The sequence below is a fragment of the Limimaricola cinnabarinus genome (assembly GCF_002723615.1).
Lineage (GTDB): Bacteria > Pseudomonadota > Alphaproteobacteria > Rhodobacterales > Rhodobacteraceae > Limimaricola > Limimaricola cinnabarinus_B.
This window is the reverse complement of sequence record NZ_KZ304966.1, coordinates 17,842-33,683: the sequence shown is the minus strand read 5'-3', so window position 1 is coordinate 33,683 and position 15,842 is coordinate 17,842. Positions and strand designations below refer to the sequence as shown.

15 protein-coding genes and 1 tRNA gene are annotated in these 15,842 nt (G+C 68.5%); 6 read left to right on the top strand and 10 right to left on the bottom strand.

The window, feature by feature from the left end:
- Positions 1-10: 10 nt before the first annotated feature.
- Together CJ301_RS13830 and CJ301_RS13825 are read left to right on the top strand one after the other, a co-directional pair.
- Positions 11-982, top strand: a complete 972-nt coding sequence (locus CJ301_RS13830) for a Gfo/Idh/MocA family protein (protein WP_099277976.1) — start codon at positions 11-13, stop codon at positions 980-982.
- 45 nt (positions 983-1,027) lie between these two features.
- On the top strand, positions 1,028-1,729 hold the full coding sequence (locus CJ301_RS13825) for an NAD(P)-dependent oxidoreductase (protein ID WP_254050158.1): 702 nt from the start codon (positions 1,028-1,030) through the stop codon (positions 1,727-1,729).
- 65 nt (positions 1,730-1,794) lie between these two features.
- On the opposite strand, the gene CJ301_RS13820 is transcribed toward CJ301_RS13825, so the two are convergent.
- From CJ301_RS13820 to metF, 5 genes are all read right to left on the bottom strand, one after another.
- On the bottom strand, positions 1,795-3,612 hold the full coding sequence (locus CJ301_RS13820; protein WP_099277975.1) for a M3 family oligoendopeptidase: 1,818 nt from the start codon (positions 3,610-3,612) through the stop codon (positions 1,795-1,797).
- Between the two features lie 78 nt (positions 3,613-3,690).
- Positions 3,691-4,770, bottom strand: coding sequence for an endonuclease/exonuclease/phosphatase family protein (locus CJ301_RS13815; RefSeq protein WP_099277974.1), 1,080 nt, complete (start codon positions 4,768-4,770; stop codon positions 3,691-3,693).
- Complete coding sequence (locus CJ301_RS13810) at positions 4,767-6,371, bottom strand: ATP-dependent DNA ligase (protein ID WP_099277973.1); 1,605 nt, start codon at positions 6,369-6,371, stop codon at positions 4,767-4,769. The genes CJ301_RS13815 and CJ301_RS13810 overlap by 4 nt, the downstream gene beginning before the upstream one ends.
- The gene (locus tag CJ301_RS13805) at positions 6,368-7,408 is read right to left on the bottom strand and encodes a ligase-associated DNA damage response exonuclease (RefSeq protein ID WP_099277972.1); all 1,041 of its coding nucleotides are present in this window, start codon (positions 7,406-7,408) and stop codon (positions 6,368-6,370) included. The genes CJ301_RS13810 and CJ301_RS13805 overlap by 4 nt, the downstream gene beginning before the upstream one ends.
- A 196-nt stretch (positions 7,409-7,604) precedes the next feature.
- Positions 7,605-8,471: a methylenetetrahydrofolate reductase [NAD(P)H] gene (gene metF / locus CJ301_RS13800; RefSeq protein WP_099277971.1), complete on the bottom strand. Its 867-nt coding sequence runs from the start codon at positions 8,469-8,471 to the stop codon at positions 7,605-7,607.
- 87 nt (positions 8,472-8,558) lie between these two features.
- Here metF and CJ301_RS13795 point away from each other — a divergent pair, with 87 nt between their 5' ends.
- Positions 8,559-9,464 (top strand): LysR family transcriptional regulator, encoded by a 906-nt coding sequence (locus CJ301_RS13795; protein WP_099277970.1) that lies wholly within the window; start codon positions 8,559-8,561, stop codon positions 9,462-9,464.
- A gap of 112 nt (positions 9,465-9,576) precedes the next feature.
- Positions 9,577-10,371, top strand: coding sequence for an inositol monophosphatase family protein (locus CJ301_RS13790; RefSeq protein ID WP_099277969.1), 795 nt, complete (start codon positions 9,577-9,579; stop codon positions 10,369-10,371).
- A 5-nt stretch (positions 10,372-10,376) separates the two neighbouring features.
- Here CJ301_RS13790 and CJ301_RS13785 read toward each other — a convergent pair whose 3' ends face one another.
- Together CJ301_RS13785 and CJ301_RS13780 are read right to left on the bottom strand one after the other, a co-directional pair.
- On the bottom strand, positions 10,377-10,754 hold the full coding sequence (locus tag CJ301_RS13785) for a GFA family protein (protein ID WP_099277968.1): 378 nt from the start codon (positions 10,752-10,754) through the stop codon (positions 10,377-10,379).
- Positions 10,751-11,494 carry a rhomboid family intramembrane serine protease gene (locus CJ301_RS13780; protein WP_099278014.1) on the bottom strand — a complete coding sequence of 248 codons (744 nt, stop codon included), beginning with the start codon at positions 11,492-11,494 and terminating at the stop codon, positions 10,751-10,753. Before CJ301_RS13780 ends, CJ301_RS13785 begins: the two co-directional genes overlap by 4 nt.
- Positions 11,495-11,624: 130 nt before the next feature.
- Here CJ301_RS13780 and CJ301_RS13775 point away from each other — a divergent pair.
- A tRNA-Leu gene (locus tag CJ301_RS13775) sits at positions 11,625-11,710 on the top strand.
- 26 nt (positions 11,711-11,736) lie between these two features.
- Positions 11,737-12,714 (top strand): asparaginase, encoded by a 978-nt coding sequence (locus tag CJ301_RS13770; protein WP_099277967.1) that lies wholly within the window; start codon positions 11,737-11,739, stop codon positions 12,712-12,714.
- An 18-nt stretch (positions 12,715-12,732) separates the two neighbouring features.
- Here CJ301_RS13770 and CJ301_RS13765 read toward each other — a convergent pair whose 3' ends face one another.
- The 3 genes from CJ301_RS13765 to CJ301_RS13755 form a co-directional block, all read right to left on the bottom strand.
- A complete protein-coding gene (locus CJ301_RS13765) occupies positions 12,733-14,088 on the bottom strand; it encodes a sensor histidine kinase (protein ID WP_099277966.1) in 1,356 nt (451 codons plus the stop codon).
- Entirely contained in the window at positions 14,088-14,894 is an 807-nt protein-coding gene (locus CJ301_RS13760; RefSeq protein WP_099277965.1) for an alpha/beta fold hydrolase, read from the bottom strand. The genes CJ301_RS13765 and CJ301_RS13760 overlap by 1 nt, the downstream gene beginning before the upstream one ends.
- 100 nt (positions 14,895-14,994) lie before the next feature.
- Complete coding sequence (locus CJ301_RS13755; RefSeq protein WP_099277964.1) at positions 14,995-15,603, bottom strand: response regulator; 609 nt, start codon at positions 15,601-15,603, stop codon at positions 14,995-14,997.
- Between the last annotated feature and the right edge of the window lie 239 nt (positions 15,604-15,842).

Genomic DNA, 15,842 nt, shown 5'->3' with positions numbered 1-15,842 from the left:
AAGACCGAAAATGAGTGAACCGATCCGCTGGGGCGTCCTTGGCGCCTCGAAATTCGCGCTGGGCGCCATGGCCCGCGCGATCCATTCCGCCGAAGGCTCCGAGCTGGCGGCGCTGGCCACTTCCTCGCCGGACAAGGCCGCGCCCTTCCGCGCCTTCCAGCCGCGGCTGCGCGTCCATGCCGACTACCAGGCGCTGCTCGACGATGCGGAGATCGACGCGGTCTATATCCCGCTGCCCAACGCCATGCATGTCGAATGGACGCTGAAGGCGCTCGACGCGGGCAAGCATGTGCTGTGCGAAAAGCCGCTCGCCATGAAGGCCTCCGAGTTCGACGCGGTGATCGCTAGGCGCGACGCCACCGGGCTGATGGCGGCCGAGGCCTACATGATCGTGCATCACCCGCAATGGATCCGCGCGCGCGAGCTGGTGCAGGGCGGCGCGATCGGCAAGCTGCGCCATGTCGAGGCGGCGTTCAGCTTCAACAACACCGAAACGGGCAATATCCGCAACAAGCCCGAAACCGGCGGCGGCGGGTTGCCCGATATCGGCGTCTATGCCTTCGGCTCGGTGCGCTTCGTGACGGGGCAGGAGCCGGTGGCGATCCGCCATGCCAATATCCGCTACGAGAACGGCGTCGACGTCTATGCGCAGGTCGCGGCGGATTTCGAGAGCTTCGACTATTCCGGCATGGTCTCCATGCGGCTCTTCCCGCGCCAGGAGGTGACGTTTCACGGCGATGAGGGCGTGTTGAAGATGCTCTGCCCGTTCAACGCCAACACCTTCGGCCAGGCCGAGATGACGCTGGAGACCGAGGGCAAGCGCGTGGTGCATGAGCGCTGGCCGGGGATCGATCACTACAAGCTGCAGGTCGAGGCCTTCACCGCCGCCATCCATGGCGCGGCCTATGCCTGCCCGCTGGAATTCAGCCGCGGCACGCAGGCGATGATCGACATGGTCTATGCGGCGGGCGGGAACGGCTGAGCGGATGGGTGGTTGATCCGGCGAACAGAACCGGAGGCAACCGCGATGTCCGATCCCAAGAAGATCCTCGTGCTCGGCGCGCATGGCGTGACGGGCCGGGAGGTCGTGAAGCAGGCGGTGGCGCAGGGCCACCATGTCCGCGCCGCCGAGATGAAATGGCCCGACGACGCCCCGCCCGCGGGCCATAATGTCGAGCGGGTGACGGCGAACGTGATCGAGGACGATCTCGGGCCGATCGTGGAGGGCGTCGATGCGGTGATCTCGGCGCTGGGCGTGCCGGGCGATCCGGCGACGCTGATGGACCCGCCGCCGCTTTACACCACCGGCACGCGCAAGCTGATCGACGCGATGCAGGCGCGCGGCGTCTCACGGCTGGTGACCATCTCGGCGAGCTTCGTCGTCACCCATGATCGCGGGCCGCTGCTGTTTCGCACCACGGCCATCCCGGCGCTGACCCGGGTGCTGCACCAGATGGGCGAGATGGAGGAGATGCTGCGCGCCAGCCCGCTCGACTGGACCGCCGTGCGCCCCGGCTGGCTCCTGCCCGAGCCGCTGACCGCCGATTACGTGGTGGTGCCCGACGTGATCCCCGAGGAGCTGATCCGCACCCGTCACGCCGATCTGGCGCATTTCATGCTGCATTGCGCCGTGACGGGCGAATGGTCGCGCCAGACCCCGGCCATCGCCCGGCCCGAGGCCGAGGAGCTGAGCTCGTCCTTCGAGGTGGTCAAGGAAATGCTGGCCTAGGCCACGACGGAAACGGGCCGGGCCTCATGGAGGCCCGGCCCGCCCTTTTCGGTGATCGAAGGGCCTCAGCCCTCCATCTTCTCCAGCTCGTCGATCATCCCCTCGATCATCGACAGCCCCTTATCCCAGAAGGCCGGGTCCGAGGCATCGAGGCCGAAGGGTGCCAGAAGCTCCTTGTGATGCTTCGAGCCACCCGCTTTCAGCATCTCGAAATACTTTTCCTGGAAGTCCTCGCCGCCCTCCTCGTAGACCGCGTAGAGCGCGTTCACGAGCCCGTCGCCGAAGGCATAGGCATAGACGTAGAAGGGCGAATGCACGAAGTGCGGGATATAGGCCCAGAAGCTCTCATAGCCCGGCGCGAAATCGAAGATCGGCCCGAGGCTCTCGGCCTGAACGCTCATCCACAGCGCGTCGATGTCGTCCGGCGTCAGCTCGCCCTGCGCGCGGGCCGCGTGCAGCTTGCACTCGAAATCATAGAAGGCGATCTGGCGCACGACCGTGTTGATCATGTCCTCGACCTTGCCCGCCAAGAGCACCTTGCGCTCGTTCTGGTCCTTGGCCTTGTCGAGCAGCTTGCGGAAGGTCAGCATCTCGCCGAACACGCTCGCCGTCTCCGCCAGCGTCAGCGGGGTGGAGGAGAGAAGCTCGCCTTGCCCGGCGGCGAGGCGCTGGTGGACGCCGTGGCCCAGCTCATGCGCCAGCGTCATCACGTCGCGCGGCTTTCCGAGGTAGTTCAGCATCACGTAGGGATGCACGGTCGAGACGGTGGGATGCGCGAAGGCGCCCGGCGCCTTGCCCGGCTTCACCGCCGCATCGGTCCAGCCCTCGTCGAAGAAGGGCTTGGCCAGCTCGGCCATGCGCGGGTCGAAGTCGCCGTAAGCCTCCTCGACCATGGCGCGCGCCTCGTCCCAGCCGACGATGCGGTCGGTCTCCATCGGCAGCGGCGCGTTGCGGTCCCAGACCTGCATCCGGTCGAGACCGAGCCACTTGGCCTTGAGCTCGTAATAGCGGTGCGACAGCCGCGGATAGGCCGCGACCACCGCGTCGCGCAGCGCCTCGACCACCTCGGGCTCGACATGGTTGGCAAGGTGCCGCCCGGTCTGCGGCGTCGGCATGCCGCGCCAGCGATCCTCGATCTCCTTGTCCTTGGCGAGCGTGTTGTGGATGCGCGCAAACAGCCGGATCTGGGTCTTGAACACCCGCGCCAGCTCGAGCGTTGCGGCCTCGCGCTTGGTGCGGTCCTGCTCGGTCAGCAGGTTGAGCGTGCCCTCGATGCCGAGCTCCTCGCCATCGACGGTGAAGGTCAGGCCGGCGATGGTCTCGTCGAACACCTTGTTCCAGGCGGCGGCACCGACGCTCGACTGGTCGTGCAGGAACTTCTCCAGCTCATCGGAGAGCTGGTAGGGCTTCATCGCGCGCATCCGCTCGAAGACGGGGCGGTAGCGGTTCAGCTCCTGGCTCTGGCCGAGCAGGGTTTCGAGGTGGTCCTCGTCGAGCCGGTTGAATTCCAGCCCGTAGAAGACGAGCGGCGTGGTATAGGCGGTGATCCGGTCCTGGCAGTCCGACATGAACTTGGCGCGTTCGGCGTCGGTGGTCTCCTGGTAGTAGCGCAGCCCCGCATAGGACATGATCCGCCCGGCGACGATGTCGATCCGCTCGTAGCGCTGCACCGCTTCCAGCAGGCCGCCCGCGTCGAGCGTGGCGAGCTTGCCCTCGTAATCCTCGGCGAATTCGGCGCAGGATTGCTCCAGCCAGTCGATGTCGTTCTTGATCTCGGCTGAATCAGGCGCGGGGTAGAGATCGGTCAGGTCCCATTCCGGCAGGTTGCCCAAGGGGCGGCCCCCGGTCTCGGTCGCGGCGTCGAAGCGGGGGGTCTGGGTCATGGATGAGCCTTCTGTTCGGGTATCACGGAGGCAAAAGATATGGTCGGTGGCGGGGCGGCTCAACCCGTCGCGGCGCGCTCAGCCGTCAAAGGCGTCGTCGCGCATGGCGCGGGCCTTCTCCAGCGTGGCCTCCGCCTCGGCGGGATCGTCCTCGCGCGCGGGCACGAGCCGCTGCCCGGGCGCCTGCGCGAGGCACAGATCGGCGCGCAGCGGGTAATGATCCGAGCCGATGCCGGGCAGCACGGCGAAATCGGCCATGGCCAGCCCCCGGGTCCAGAGGATCTGGTCGAGCGGCCATTTCATCCACCAGGAATTGGCGTCGAAGCTGACCATCGGCCCGCGCCCGGCGCGCGGGTCGATCAGCTCTCCCAGCCGCAGGGTGCGGCGGGCGGTGCGCTCCCAGGGGGCGGCGTTGAAATCGCCGGCGAGCAGCGTCGGCCGCGTCTCGTCGCGCGCCTCGATCGCGGCTTGCAGCATGGTCGCGTCGCGCAGGGTGGAGGGCTGGAAGTAATGCGGCGGGCGCGGATGCAGGCCGAAGACGCGGATCTGCCCGGCGGGATGATCGAGCACCCCGTCGAAGAGCGGCGTGTCGGCGCCGAAGGGATAGCGCATCTCGCTGCTGGCGAAGGGATGGCGCGAGAAGACATGCATGCCGTAATAGGTCGCGTCGGAGGGGATGTCCTGGATGTGATGGGCGTAATCGGCATCGAGCGCCTGCAGCGCCTCGTCCCACCAGCCATTGGTTTCCAGCACCAGGAACAGGTCCGGGTCCTGCGCGCGGGCCAGCGCGATGACTTCATCGGCCTGCCGGTTGGAGCGCTGCACATTGGCGACAAGCACGCTGATCCGGTCTTCGGGCGCGCATGTGGCGGTGCCGGGGTCCATCTTCGCGGCCATGGGCTGGTAGGGCCAGAGCCGCCAGCCATGATAGGCCAGCGCGGCGATGGCCAGCACGGTGAGCCAGCGCGCCGCGCCGTGGCCGATGCCGCCGAGAGCGGCCATGATGACCCAGGCCAGCACGATCCCGGCGGCGAACTGCATGCGCGGGAAATCGAGATAGCGGATCCACCAGGTGTCGGTCTCCACCAGCGGCAGCAGCGATGCGATGCAGAGCAAGGCGAGCAGGATGCCCGCGATCACGGCGATGGCCTGTCTCATGCGGTGGTGTTCCCTCCATAGGCGGCGAGCATGTCCTTCAGGTCGCCCAGCGTGTTGATCTCGTCGAGCGGCTTGTCATGGCGCCAGCGCAGCATGCGCGGAAAGCGCAAGCTGACGCCGGATTTGTGGCGCGGGCTGGGCTGGATGCCTTCGAAGCCGATCTCGAAAACATGTTCCGGTTTGACATGCCGCACCGGCCCGTAGCGTTCGAGCGTGTTTTTGCGCACCCATGCGGTGATCTTGCGGAACTCGGCATCGGTCAGCCCGCTATAGGCCTTGGTGAAGGGGACGAGCGCGTTGCCGTCCTTTACCGCGAAGGTGAAGTCGGTGAACATGTTGGCCCGCCGCCCCGATCCGGCCTGCGCATAGACCATGACCGCGTCGATGGTCAGCGGATCGACCTTCCACTTCCACCAGTCGCCCTTCTTGCGGCCCGCGAGATAGGGGCTGCCCGCGCGCTTGAGCATCAGCCCCTCGGCCATCAGCTCGCGCGACTTCGCGCGCTCCTGGGCCAGCTGATCGAGGCTTTCGACCGGCACGAGCGGCGACAGCCGGAACGGCGCCTCGGGCGGCAGGTCAGCCCCCAGCGCGTCGAGCCTTGCGCGCCGCTCGGCAAAGGGCAGGGCGCGGATGTCCTCGCCATCCTGTTCCAGAAGGTCGTAGCCCATGAGGATCACCGGCGCCTCGGTCAGGAGCTTCTTCGGCACGGTCTTGCGCCCGATCCGCTTTTGCAGCGCGTTGAAGGAGAGCGGCGCTTCGTCGCCCCAGCCCAGCACCTCGCCGTCGATCACCGTGCCCATGGGCAGGAAATCCTTTATGCGCGCGAGTTCGGGAAAGCGGTCGGTCATCAGCTCTTCGCCGCGCGACCAGAGGTGATGATCGCCGCCGCGCAGGATCAGCTGGCCGCGGATGCCGTCCCATTTGCGCTCGGCCATCCAGTCGCCGGGATCGCCGAGGTCCTTCAGGTCATCAAGCTGGTAGGCGAGGTAGAAGGGGTAGGGGCGCGACAGGCTCGCCGTCGGGTCGGGCTCGTGGACGAGCGCGTGCCACGAGATGTCATCGGGCGTCCACGACCCCATCAGCCGGTGCGTGAGTTCCGCCTCGTCGATCCCGGTGGCCTGCGCCAGCGCACGGGTCATCAGCTTCTGGCTGACGCCGACGCGGAAGCTGCCCGTCAGCAGCTTGGTGAAGAGAAGCCGCTCGGTCGGCCCCAGCGCGTCCCATGCCGCGAGGATGCCCGCCTTGCGCGCGGGCTCGTCCTCCTTGGACAGGCGGCGGATCTCGCCGATCCAGTGGCTGAGCGGGCGGTCCTCTTCGGCCTCGGCGGGCGGCAGGACGAGGGAGATCGTCTCGGCGAGATCGCCGACGATGGGATAGGCTTCCTCGAACAGCCATAGCGGAATGCCCGCCCGCTCGGCCGCCCATTCGCGCAGCACGGTCGCGGTGATGGTGCGGCGCGGGCGGCGGCCCGAAAAGAGCGCGACGGTCCAGAGCTTGTCGGCGTCGGGCGCGTCGCGGAAATACTCGGCCATCGCCGCGACCTTCCTGGTGGTGCGGGTGGTCTGGTCGACGGCGCGGAACAGCTCGGCAAAGCGCTTCATGCCGCCTCGCCTTCGGCGCCGCTTTCGTCCTCGGCATCGATGCGTTCGCCGGAATACTCGGTCGAGACGACATGGGCGTCATAGCCCTCGCTCTCCAGCCAGCGGCGAAAGACGCTCGTATAGCCATGGGTGACGAAGATGCGGGAGGCCCCGGTTTCGCGGATCGCGGAATTGAGCCCCGGCCAGTCGGCATGGTCCGACATGATGAAGCCGCGATCCGCCGCCCGCCTGCGCCGGACGCCCCTGAGCGCCATCCAGCCGCTGGCAAAGGCGGTGGAGGCGGGCTTGCCCGGCAGGTTGAAGCGGCGCGACCACGGCCCGCCCAGCCCCGAGGGCGTGGCCACGACAAGCCCGCCCGCCAGCGATTTCAGGTCGGTCTCGGGCGTCACGCGGATCGTGTCGGGGAGCTTGATGCCTTGGGCGCGCAGCACCTCGTTGGTGTTCTCGACCGCGCCATGGGTCAGGATCGGGCCGATCGAGGTGTCGGCCAGAGACAGGATGCGCTGCGCCTTGCCCAAGGCATAGGAGCCGATCAGCGAAAACCGCCCCTCGGCGGCGTTGGCGGCCCACCATGCGTTGAGGTCGCGCGCCAGCTCGTCCTGCGGCGTCCATTTGAACACCGGCAGGCCGAAGGTGGATTCGGTGATGAAGGCGTCGCAGCGCACCGGCTCGAACGGGGTGGAGAGGCCGTCGTCGATGGTCTTGTAATCGCCCGAGGCGACCCAGACCTCGCCCTTGCGCTCGACCCGGATCTGGGCCGAGCCGGGGACGTGGCCCGCCGGATGAAACGACACGGTGACGTCGCCGATGGTGCGCGTCTCGCCATAGCGGATCGTGTCGAGAGAGATGTCGCCCAAGCGGTGCCGCATGACCGGCGCGGCGATGTCGGTGGCGAGGTAGCGGTTCATGCCCTCATGCGCGTGATCGGCATGGCCATGGGTGACGAGCGCGCGGTCGACGGGCAGCCACGGGTCGATATGAAAATCGCCCGCTTCGCAGTAGATGCCCCGGTCGGTGAAGGTCAGAAGATCGGCCATGATCCCGAGGGTAGCGCCGGGGTCCGGGCCGGGTAGGGCGTATTTATGGAAAGATGAACGAGGGCGATGCGCTCCCCTGGTTCATCTTTCTCCAAATACGCCGGGGGAGGGCCGAAGGCCCGGGGGCGGAGCCCCCAATAGCAGACCGGTGGGCGGAGCCCTCAATGGCAGGGTGCGGGCGGGCCCCCCGTCGCGCTCAGGCCACCTCGCTCAGCGCGGCTTTCGGCGTGATGCCCAGCGCGTGGCAGACGTCGCGCGTCAGGTCCGGCTTGTTGAGCGTGTAGAAATGCAGGTGCTCGGCCCCGCCCGCGATCAGCGTGTCGCACAGCTCGGTGGCCAGCGCCGTGGCCAGCAGGTCGGCCTCGGCCTGATCCTTCGCATGCTCGAAACCGTCGGCCACGACCTGCGGGATCGAGGTGCCGCACATGCCGGCGAATTTCTTCGCGCCCTTCCAGTTCTCGATCGGCAGGATGCCGGGAATGATCGGCCCCTCGATCCCCGCCTTCACGCAGGCGTCGCGGAAGCGGAAGAAGGTGTCCGCCTCGAAGAAGAACTGGGTGATCGCGCTATGCGCGCCCGCGTCGAACTTGCGCTTGAGATGCTCGACATCCGCGAGCTCATGCGCCGCGTCGGGGTGCCGTTCGGGATAGGCGCCGACACGGATGCGGAAATTGCCGCGCGCGGCCAGCGCCTCGATCAGCTCGACCGAACCGGCGAAGCCCTCCGGGTGGGCGCGAAACCCGCCCGAGCCTTTCGGCGGGTCTCCCCTGAGCGCCACGATCTCCTCGACGCCCGCCTTGGCGTAGCCGTCGACGATCTCCATCGTCTCGGCCCGCGTGGCCTCGACGCAGGTCAGATGCGCGGCGACCCGCAGCCCCGCCTTCTTGTGGATCGCGTCCACCGCCTCGTGGGTCAGCTTGCGGGTCGTGCCGCCCGCGCCATAGGTGACCGAGACGAATTCAGGCTCCATCGGAGCCAGCGCCTGCACCGTGTCCCAAAGACGGAACGAGCCTTCGATGTTCTTCGGCGGAAAGAATTCGAAACTGACGGCAGGGCGGGTCATGTCGGGTCTCCTGTGGGATGCGGAGCTTGTCGCAGATGGGGGGACGTGAGACAAATTCATAACCCTCACCACGATCATGAGTTTCACTTGCATATCGAGTTCCGCCATCTGCGCACCATCAAGGCGATCCACGACACCGGCGGGCTGGCGCGGGCGGCCGACCTGCTGAACATAACACAATCGGCGCTGTCGCATCAGATCAAGGGCATCGAGGATCAGGCCGGGGTCGAGCTTTTCGTGCGCCGCTCCAAGCCGCTCAAGCTCTCGGCCGCCGGGCTGAAGCTCCTGGCCGCCGCCGAGGACATCCTGCCGCGCGTCGCCGATCTCGAGGCCGAGTTCGCCGGGCTGATCGCGGGCAAGTCGGGGCGGATGCACATCGCGATCGAATGCCACGCCTGCTTCGAGTGGCTGCTGCCGGTGCTGGAGCAGTTCCGCAAGGCTTGGCCCGAGGTCGATGTCGACATCCGCCCCGGTCTGGCCTTCGACGCGCTGCCCGCGCTCAGGCGCGAGATGGTGGACCTCGTGATCTCCTCCGATCCCGAGCCGCTGCCCGAGACCGATTTCACGCCGCTCTTCGACTACGAGCCGGTCTTCGTCGCCTCGTCGATGAACCCGCTGGCCGAGAGGCCCCATATCGAGGCCGAGGATTTCGCCGATCAGACGCTCATCACCTACCCGGTGGAGCGCACGCGGCTCGACGTCTTCACCGAGCTTCTGATCCCCGCGCGGGTGGAGCCCGCGGCGATCCGGCAGGTCGAGCTGACGGCGGTGATCCTGCTTCTGGTCGCCTCGAACCGCGGCGTCGCGGTGCTGCCCGACTGGGTGGTGCGACAGCTGCGCAGCAATTCGGATTACGTGACCCGGCCGCTCACCGCGCAGGGCAAGACGCGCAGGCTCTTTGCCGCGACGCGCGCGGATGACACCTCGCGGCCCTATATCGCGCATTTCACCCGTCTGGCGCGGCAGGAGGCGGTGAAGCTGCAAAGGGGCTAGGCAGGGCGCCGCCTGACCCCTTGCCGGGATGGCGCGGAGCCGCTATGGCCCCTTGATCCGTGACATCTCAAGGCCCCGTGGGCCTGACAGCCCTAAGCCCGAGGAGGCCCCGATGGCCCGTTCCGCCAATCTCAACGTGATGATGAAGACCGCCCGCCGCGCCGGTCGCGCGCTGCTCAAGGATTTCGCCGAGGTCGAGCAGCTGCAGGTCTCGACCAAGGGACCGGGCGACTTCGTCACCCGCGCCGACCGTCAGGCCGAGCAGACCATCCGCGAGGCGCTGATGGAGGCGCGGCCCTCCTATGGCTTCCTTGGCGAAGAGGGCGGCCCCATCGAGGGCGAGGACCCGACCCGCCGCTGGATCGTCGATCCGATCGACGGCACCACCAACTTCCTGCACGGCATGCCGCATTGGGCGATCTCGATCGCGCTGGAGCACAAGGGCCGAATCGTCGCCGGCGTGATCTATGACCCGGTGAAGGACGAGATGTTCCACGCCGAAAAGGGCGAGGGCGCATGGCTCAACGAGGGCCGCCTGCGCGTTTCCTCGCGCCATCGCCTCGTCGAATCGATCTTCTCGACCGGCGTGCCCTGCGCCGGGCGGCGCACGCTGCCCGCGATGATCCAGGATCTCGCCCGCATCGCCCCCGAGGTCTCGGGGCTGCGGCAATACGGCTCCTCGGCGCTCAACATGGCCTATGTGGCCGCGGGCCGCACCGAGGGCTACTGGGAGCGCGAGACCAGGATCTGGGACATCGCGGCGGGCATGATCATCCTCACCGAGGCGGGCGGCTTCGTCGGCGCGATCCGCGAGGGCCACGATCCGCTCGAGCATGGCGACGTGGTCGCCGCCAATGCCGACATCTTCGAGAAATTCGCCAAGCTGGTCCGCGCCCGCGCGGCCTGAACCCGCTAGCGGTCGGAGGGGTGGTTCACCCCGTCCGACCACGCGATCTCGCCAAGCTCGGAGGGGTTCACCCCCTCCAGCGCGCCGACATTGACGCCGTATTCGTTCGGGTTCGACCGCCTGCGGTGATGGGTATAGATCCCGCAGGTGGCGCAGAACCAATGCTGCGCGGTCTTCGTGCCCCATTGGTAGAGCGTGAGGTTCTCGGCCCCGCGCACCACCTCCAGCTCACCGAGCCGCACCGTGGCGGCGATCGCCCCGCGCCTGCGGCAGAACGAACAGTCGCAACGCCGCGCGGTGTTCAGCCCGTCGGCAAGATGCAGGCGCAGCTCGACCGCGCCGCAATGGCAGCTCAGACGGTGATGCGGTTCGGGGATGGTCATCTGCGTCTCCTCACGACAGGAATGTTGCTGCGCCCCAAGGGCGGGGCGGGGGCGTGCGGCGGCGCGCCATGGGTGCGGCTCCAGAAGGCCGGGCCGCCGCGCCTGAGCCAGAGCGGCAGCACCAGCACCAGCCCCACCGCGAAGCCGCCCGCATGGGCCCAGTAGGCCACGCCGCCCGTGGCCGCGTCCATGCCGATCCCGCCCAGCACCTGCAGCCCGAACCAGACCGCCAGCACCAGCCAGGCGGGCACCGGCACCAGCCGGATGAACACGATCAGGAAGATCAGGATGTCGATCCGCGCGCGCGGAAACAGCAGCAGATAGCCGCCCATCACGCCCGCGATCGCGCCGGAGGCGCCGATGGTCGGAATGGGCGAGAAGGGCTCCGCCGCGAACTGCACGAGATTGGCCGCGACGCCGGAGCCCGCATAGAAGGCCGCAAAGCCGCCATGGCCGAGCTGCTCCTCCATGTTGTCGCCGAAGATGAACAGGAACAGCATATTGCCCGCGAGGTGAAAGAGCCCGCCATGCAGGAAGATCGAGCTGAGCAGCGAGACCGGGTTCTCGCCGGCCGAGACCCGCACCGGGATCATCGCCCAGTCGTAATAAAGCCGCGCCAGGTCGTCGCCCGTGTCGAGCGCGACCACCATCCACAGGTAGATCGCGATGTTGATCGCGATCAGGGCCCAGGTGACATAGGGCGTGCCGGTCGAGGGGTTGTGGTCGCGGATCGGGAACATCGGGGCCTCGGGGTTGGTGGTGCGCCCGCGGCGCAGGCGCAGCATGGCGCATGATCGGGGCGACCGCCATGGGCCGATGCGCAGGCCACGGCTTTACCCCTCGCGCGCGGCGTCGTAAGCCTGCGCCCGTGCCCGTGTGGTGGAATGGTAGACACACGAGACTTAAAATCTCCTGCTCCTTGGGGCGTGCCGGTTCGAGTCCGGCCACGGGCACCAGAACCGACAGCTATGAAGGACGGATCATGACCGGGGTCACGCTGATTTCGACGGGCGGCACCATTGCCTCGCAGCATTCCGAAGCGGCGGGCGCGGTCGTCGCCGAGCTGGGCGGGAGCACGCTTCTGGCAAAGCTGCACGATCCGCTCGACGGGATCGAGGTCCGGGTCGAGGAGTTTCGTGAACTCAACAGCTTCGCGCTCACTTTGGCGGATGCGCATGGGCTCGTCGCCGCGATCCGCGCGGCATTGCAGGAGCCCGGCTGCGCCGGTGTCGTGGTGACCCATGGCACCGACACGATGGAGGAAAGCGCCTATCTCGCCGACATCCTCGTGGCGGGCGACAAGCCGGTGGTCTTCACCGGGGCGCAGCGCCATGCGGGCGATCCCGACAGCGACGGGCCGCGCAACATCGCCGATGCGATCCGCGTGGCCGCCGCGCCGCAGGCGCGCGGCATCGGCGCGGTGATCGTCTTCGAGGGCGAGATCCACGCCGCGCGCGACGTGACCAAGATGCATGCATCGCGCACCGATACCTTCCGCTCGCCGGGCTTGGGCAAGCTGGGCGAGGTCGATCTCGGCGAGGTGCATCTCTACCGCCACCCCGGCCCGCGCCGGGTGGTGCCGGATCGGGGGCTGGTCGAGGAGGTGGAGCTGCTCAGGCTCGCGCTCGGCACGACGCCGGCCTTTCTCGATTTCTGCGCCGATCGCGGCGTGCGCGGCGTGGTGATCGAGGGGTTCGGGCGCGGCAACGCGCCGCGCGGCTTCGGCGCGGCGGTGCAACGGCTGAATGCGGCGGGCGTGCCGGTGCTCATCGCCTCGCGCTGCGTGGAAGGGCGCACCCGCGCGGTCTATGGCGGCGACAGCGGCGCGACCACGCTGGTCGAGGCGGGCGGTCTGCTGACCGGCACGCTGCCGGGGCTCAAGGCGCGGCTGCTGCTTTCGGCGCTGCTGGCGGCGGGGGCGGGGCGCGATGAGATCGCGCAGGCGCTGGCGCGGGCCTGACGGAAGGCGTCAGCGGGTTCAGCGGGTCGGGAAGACCACTTCGAAGCTGAAGCCCTCGGGCGCGAATTCGAAATCGATCTCGCCGCCCAGCTCGGCCTTGAGCACCATGCCGATCATCTTGGTGCCGAAGCCGCGCCGGGTCGGCGGCACCACCGTCGGCCCGCCGCGTTCGCGCCAGCGCAGCGAAAGCCGCCCCGTCGCCTCGTCGAGCCGGTAGTCGATCCGCACCCGGCCCGACTCGCAGGACAGGGCGCCGTATTTCAGCGCGTTGGTGACCAGCTCGTGCAGCGCCATCGACAGCGATGTCGCCTGCCGCGCCGTGAGCCGCACCGCCGGCCCGTCGATCTCGAAGCGCGCCGGGTCGCCCGCGGTGCGCGCGGCGGTGTCGATCAGCAGGCGCAGATCGGCTGCCGTCCCGCCGCCCGACATGTCCTCCGCCCCGTCCGCGCCGAGCGCATCATGCGCCGCCGACAGCGCCTGCAGCCGGGAGACGAAGCTCTCGGCATGGGGCTTGGGCAGCGTCTGCCGGGCCAGCCCCGCGACCACGCCCAGCGTGTTCTTCATGCGGTGCCGCATCTCGCCCAGGATCACCTTCAGCCGGCGCTCGGCATGCTTGCGGCGGGTGATGTCGCGCAGGATGACCGACCAGTCCTCCGAGACGCCGGGCAGGCCATGGGTGCCGATCGGCGCCATCGTGACCTCGAGCTCGCGCCCGTCGGGCTGGCTGGCCTCGAAGACGATCTCGGCCCCCCGCCCGGCGCCCTTCATCTCTTCGGCGAACCAGCCGGGCCGGTCGGTCAGCGCGACGATCCGCGCCACCGGCTGGCCGACCGCCTCCTCGGCGGAGCGCCCGATCAGCCGCGTGGCACCCGCGTTCCAGCTGCGGACATGGCCCGCCGCATCGACCCGCAATATGGCATTGGGAGAGCTGCTGACGATCGCGGCCAGCTCGTCGGCCTCGCGCTTGGCCTGTTGCAGCGCCTTTTCATAGGCGTGCCGCTCGCGGGCGTCGAAGACGGTGAAATCATGGCGCAGGCAGCGCCCCTCGGCATCGCGCCGGGATACGCCGCTCAGCAGCACCGGCAGGGGCGTGCCCGAGGCGGTGTCGAGCCGGCAGGAGATCTCGCGCGCAAAGCCCTGCAGCCGCATCATCGGCGCCAGATGCGTGTCGTAGAAGATCCGCCCCGGCCCGGTGAGCAGCGAGGCCAGCGTCGGGCGCGCGGCGTCGCCGCCCGGCGGCAGGCCGAGCCAATGCGCCAGCGTCGCGTTGACATAGCGCAGCCGGCCGTCGGGATCGGTCACGACGATGCCGCAGGGCGCATCCTCGATCAGCTCTGCCGCCGTGTCGAAGCCGCCGCCGACGATGTAGGACATCAGGCAGGCCCGAGATGCGCGCCCATCGCCGCGACGACCGTTTCCGGCACGGTCATGTGCGGGCAGTGCCCGGTCGCATCGAGCACCTCGACCGTGGCGCCCGGCATCCTGTCGCGCATCCAGTCGGCCACCGCCATCGGCACCAGCGCGTCCTTGTCGCAATGCAGCACCAGCGCCGGGCGGGCGGCCTTCTCGAAATCGGCGCGGCGGTCGGCAAAGAAGGTGACCCGTCCGAAATGGCTCATGATCTGCGGATCGGTCCGGCAGAAGCTCTGCGTCAGCTCCACGGCCGAGGGATCCTCGGCGGGCTGGCCGGCGATGGTGGGGGCCATCTGCATCGACCAGCCGAGATGGTTCTCATCGAGAAGCGCCACCAGCCCCTCGATCTCCTCCCGCGCGAAGCCGCCGCGATAGCCGGCCTCGGCATCCTCCAGAAAGGCGGGGCTGGGCGAGACCATCACCAGCCGCGAGACGCGGTCGGGCGCGCGGTTCGCCGCCAGAAGCGCGATCGTGGCGCCGATCGAATGCCCCACGAGGCAGACCTCTCCCAGCGACAGCGCATCGAGGATCTCGATCAGCTCGTCGGCATGGGCCTGAAGATCGGCATGGCGGCGCGGGTCATAGGCCGCAAGCTCCGAGCCGCCCATGCCGGTCAGGTCATAGGTGACGATGCGCCGGGTCGCAGCGAAGGCGGGCGTCACCTCGCGCCACATCGACTGATCGCAGCCGAAGCCGTGCACGAAGACCATCGGCGGGCCATCCGGCAGGCCGCCCAGCTTCACGTTGTTGCGCTCCAACACCGTCATGACATCGCTCCCGGTTCCCGAATCGGCACCCATGCTATGTCGGATGACAGGGGCATGCCATGGGCCGCGGCCCGGGGGGGGCGCCCGCCTGCGCGGCGCGTCAGAGCGGGCTCTGGTCGCGCGACATCATCGCCGCCTGCGTGCGGTTGCGCGCGCCGAGCTTGCGGCACAGCGTCTTGACATGCAGCTTGACGGTGACCTCGCTGATGCCGCGATCGAGCGCGATCTCCTTGTTCGATTTGCCATATGTGAGCCCTTCGAGCACCTGCCGCTCGCGCGGGGTCAGGCCGGAAAGGGTCGAGGGCGGCGTGTCCTGGCCGCTCATGAAGCCGTGCGGCACATAGGTCTCGCCCATCACCATGAACTTCACGGCGTTGACCAGCGAGCGGACCGGCATCGTCTTGGGCAGAAATCCCGCCGCCCCGGCCGAGAGCGCCTCCTCGGCGATGCCGCGGCCCGCCGTGCCGGAGATCAGCGCCACCGGGTTGCCGCCGCTCCGGGCGAGCGCCTGGCGCAGCCCTTGGAGCCCGCGCATGCCCGGCATCAGGTAATCGAGCAGCACCAGCTCGAACGGCCCGGTTCGGTGCAGCTCGCGCATCGCGTCGTCATGGCTGGCCGATTGCGTCACCTGCATGCTGCCATCCCGTTCGAGAAAGGCGGCCATCATCTCGCGCACGAGGTCGTGGTCGTCGGCGATCAGGATGCGCATGGGTGTCTCCGGCTGTTGCTCTTTCGGCCCGAAGGGCCTGCAGCACCCTTACCCGATCGGTCTTGCCGAGTGGCAAAGACCTGGCCGCCCGGGGCAAGATGGCCCCTGTGACACAGCGTCACTACGGGGCGCGCGCCGGTTGTATCCCGTTGAGCGGAGCCTACCACAAGGGATAGGAACCTGTTCCGAAGCGAAGTGGCCCGAAACCGGTCTCTGGCGCAGTCTGCTCAAACATGGAT

What these genes read in the sequence shown, in the direction of transcription:
- CJ301_RS13830 (WP_099277976.1), top strand. Translation starts at nt 11, where the DNA reads ATGAGTGAACCGATCCGCTGGGGCGTCCTTGGCGCCTCGAAATTCGCG.
- CJ301_RS13825 (WP_254050158.1), top strand. Translation starts at nt 1,028, where the DNA reads ATGTCCGATCCCAAGAAGATCCTCGTGCTCGGCGCGCATGGCGTGACG.
- CJ301_RS13820 (WP_099277975.1), bottom strand. Translation starts at nt 3,612, where the DNA reads ATGACCCAGACCCCCCGCTTCGACGCCGCGACCGAGACCGGGGGCCGC.
- CJ301_RS13815 (WP_099277974.1), bottom strand. Translation starts at nt 4,770, where the DNA reads ATGAGACAGGCCATCGCCGTGATCGCGGGCATCCTGCTCGCCTTGCTC.
- CJ301_RS13810 (WP_099277973.1), bottom strand. Translation starts at nt 6,371, where the DNA reads ATGAAGCGCTTTGCCGAGCTGTTCCGCGCCGTCGACCAGACCACCCGC.
- CJ301_RS13805 (WP_099277972.1), bottom strand. Translation starts at nt 7,408, where the DNA reads ATGGCCGATCTTCTGACCTTCACCGACCGGGGCATCTACTGCGAAGCG.
- metF (WP_099277971.1), bottom strand. Translation starts at nt 8,471, where the DNA reads ATGACCCGCCCTGCCGTCAGTTTCGAATTCTTTCCGCCGAAGAACATC.
- CJ301_RS13790 (WP_099277969.1), top strand. Translation starts at nt 9,577, where the DNA reads ATGGCCCGTTCCGCCAATCTCAACGTGATGATGAAGACCGCCCGCCGC.
- CJ301_RS13785 (WP_099277968.1), bottom strand. Translation starts at nt 10,754, where the DNA reads ATGACCATCCCCGAACCGCATCACCGTCTGAGCTGCCATTGCGGCGCG.
- CJ301_RS13780 (WP_099278014.1), bottom strand. Translation starts at nt 11,494, where the DNA reads ATGTTCCCGATCCGCGACCACAACCCCTCGACCGGCACGCCCTATGTC.
- CJ301_RS13770 (WP_099277967.1), top strand. Translation starts at nt 11,737, where the DNA reads ATGACCGGGGTCACGCTGATTTCGACGGGCGGCACCATTGCCTCGCAG.
- CJ301_RS13765 (WP_099277966.1), bottom strand. Translation starts at nt 14,088, where the DNA reads ATGTCCTACATCGTCGGCGGCGGCTTCGACACGGCGGCAGAGCTGATC.
- CJ301_RS13760 (WP_099277965.1), bottom strand. Translation starts at nt 14,894, where the DNA reads ATGACGGTGTTGGAGCGCAACAACGTGAAGCTGGGCGGCCTGCCGGAT.
- CJ301_RS13755 (WP_099277964.1), bottom strand. Translation starts at nt 15,603, where the DNA reads ATGCGCATCCTGATCGCCGACGACCACGACCTCGTGCGCGAGATGATG.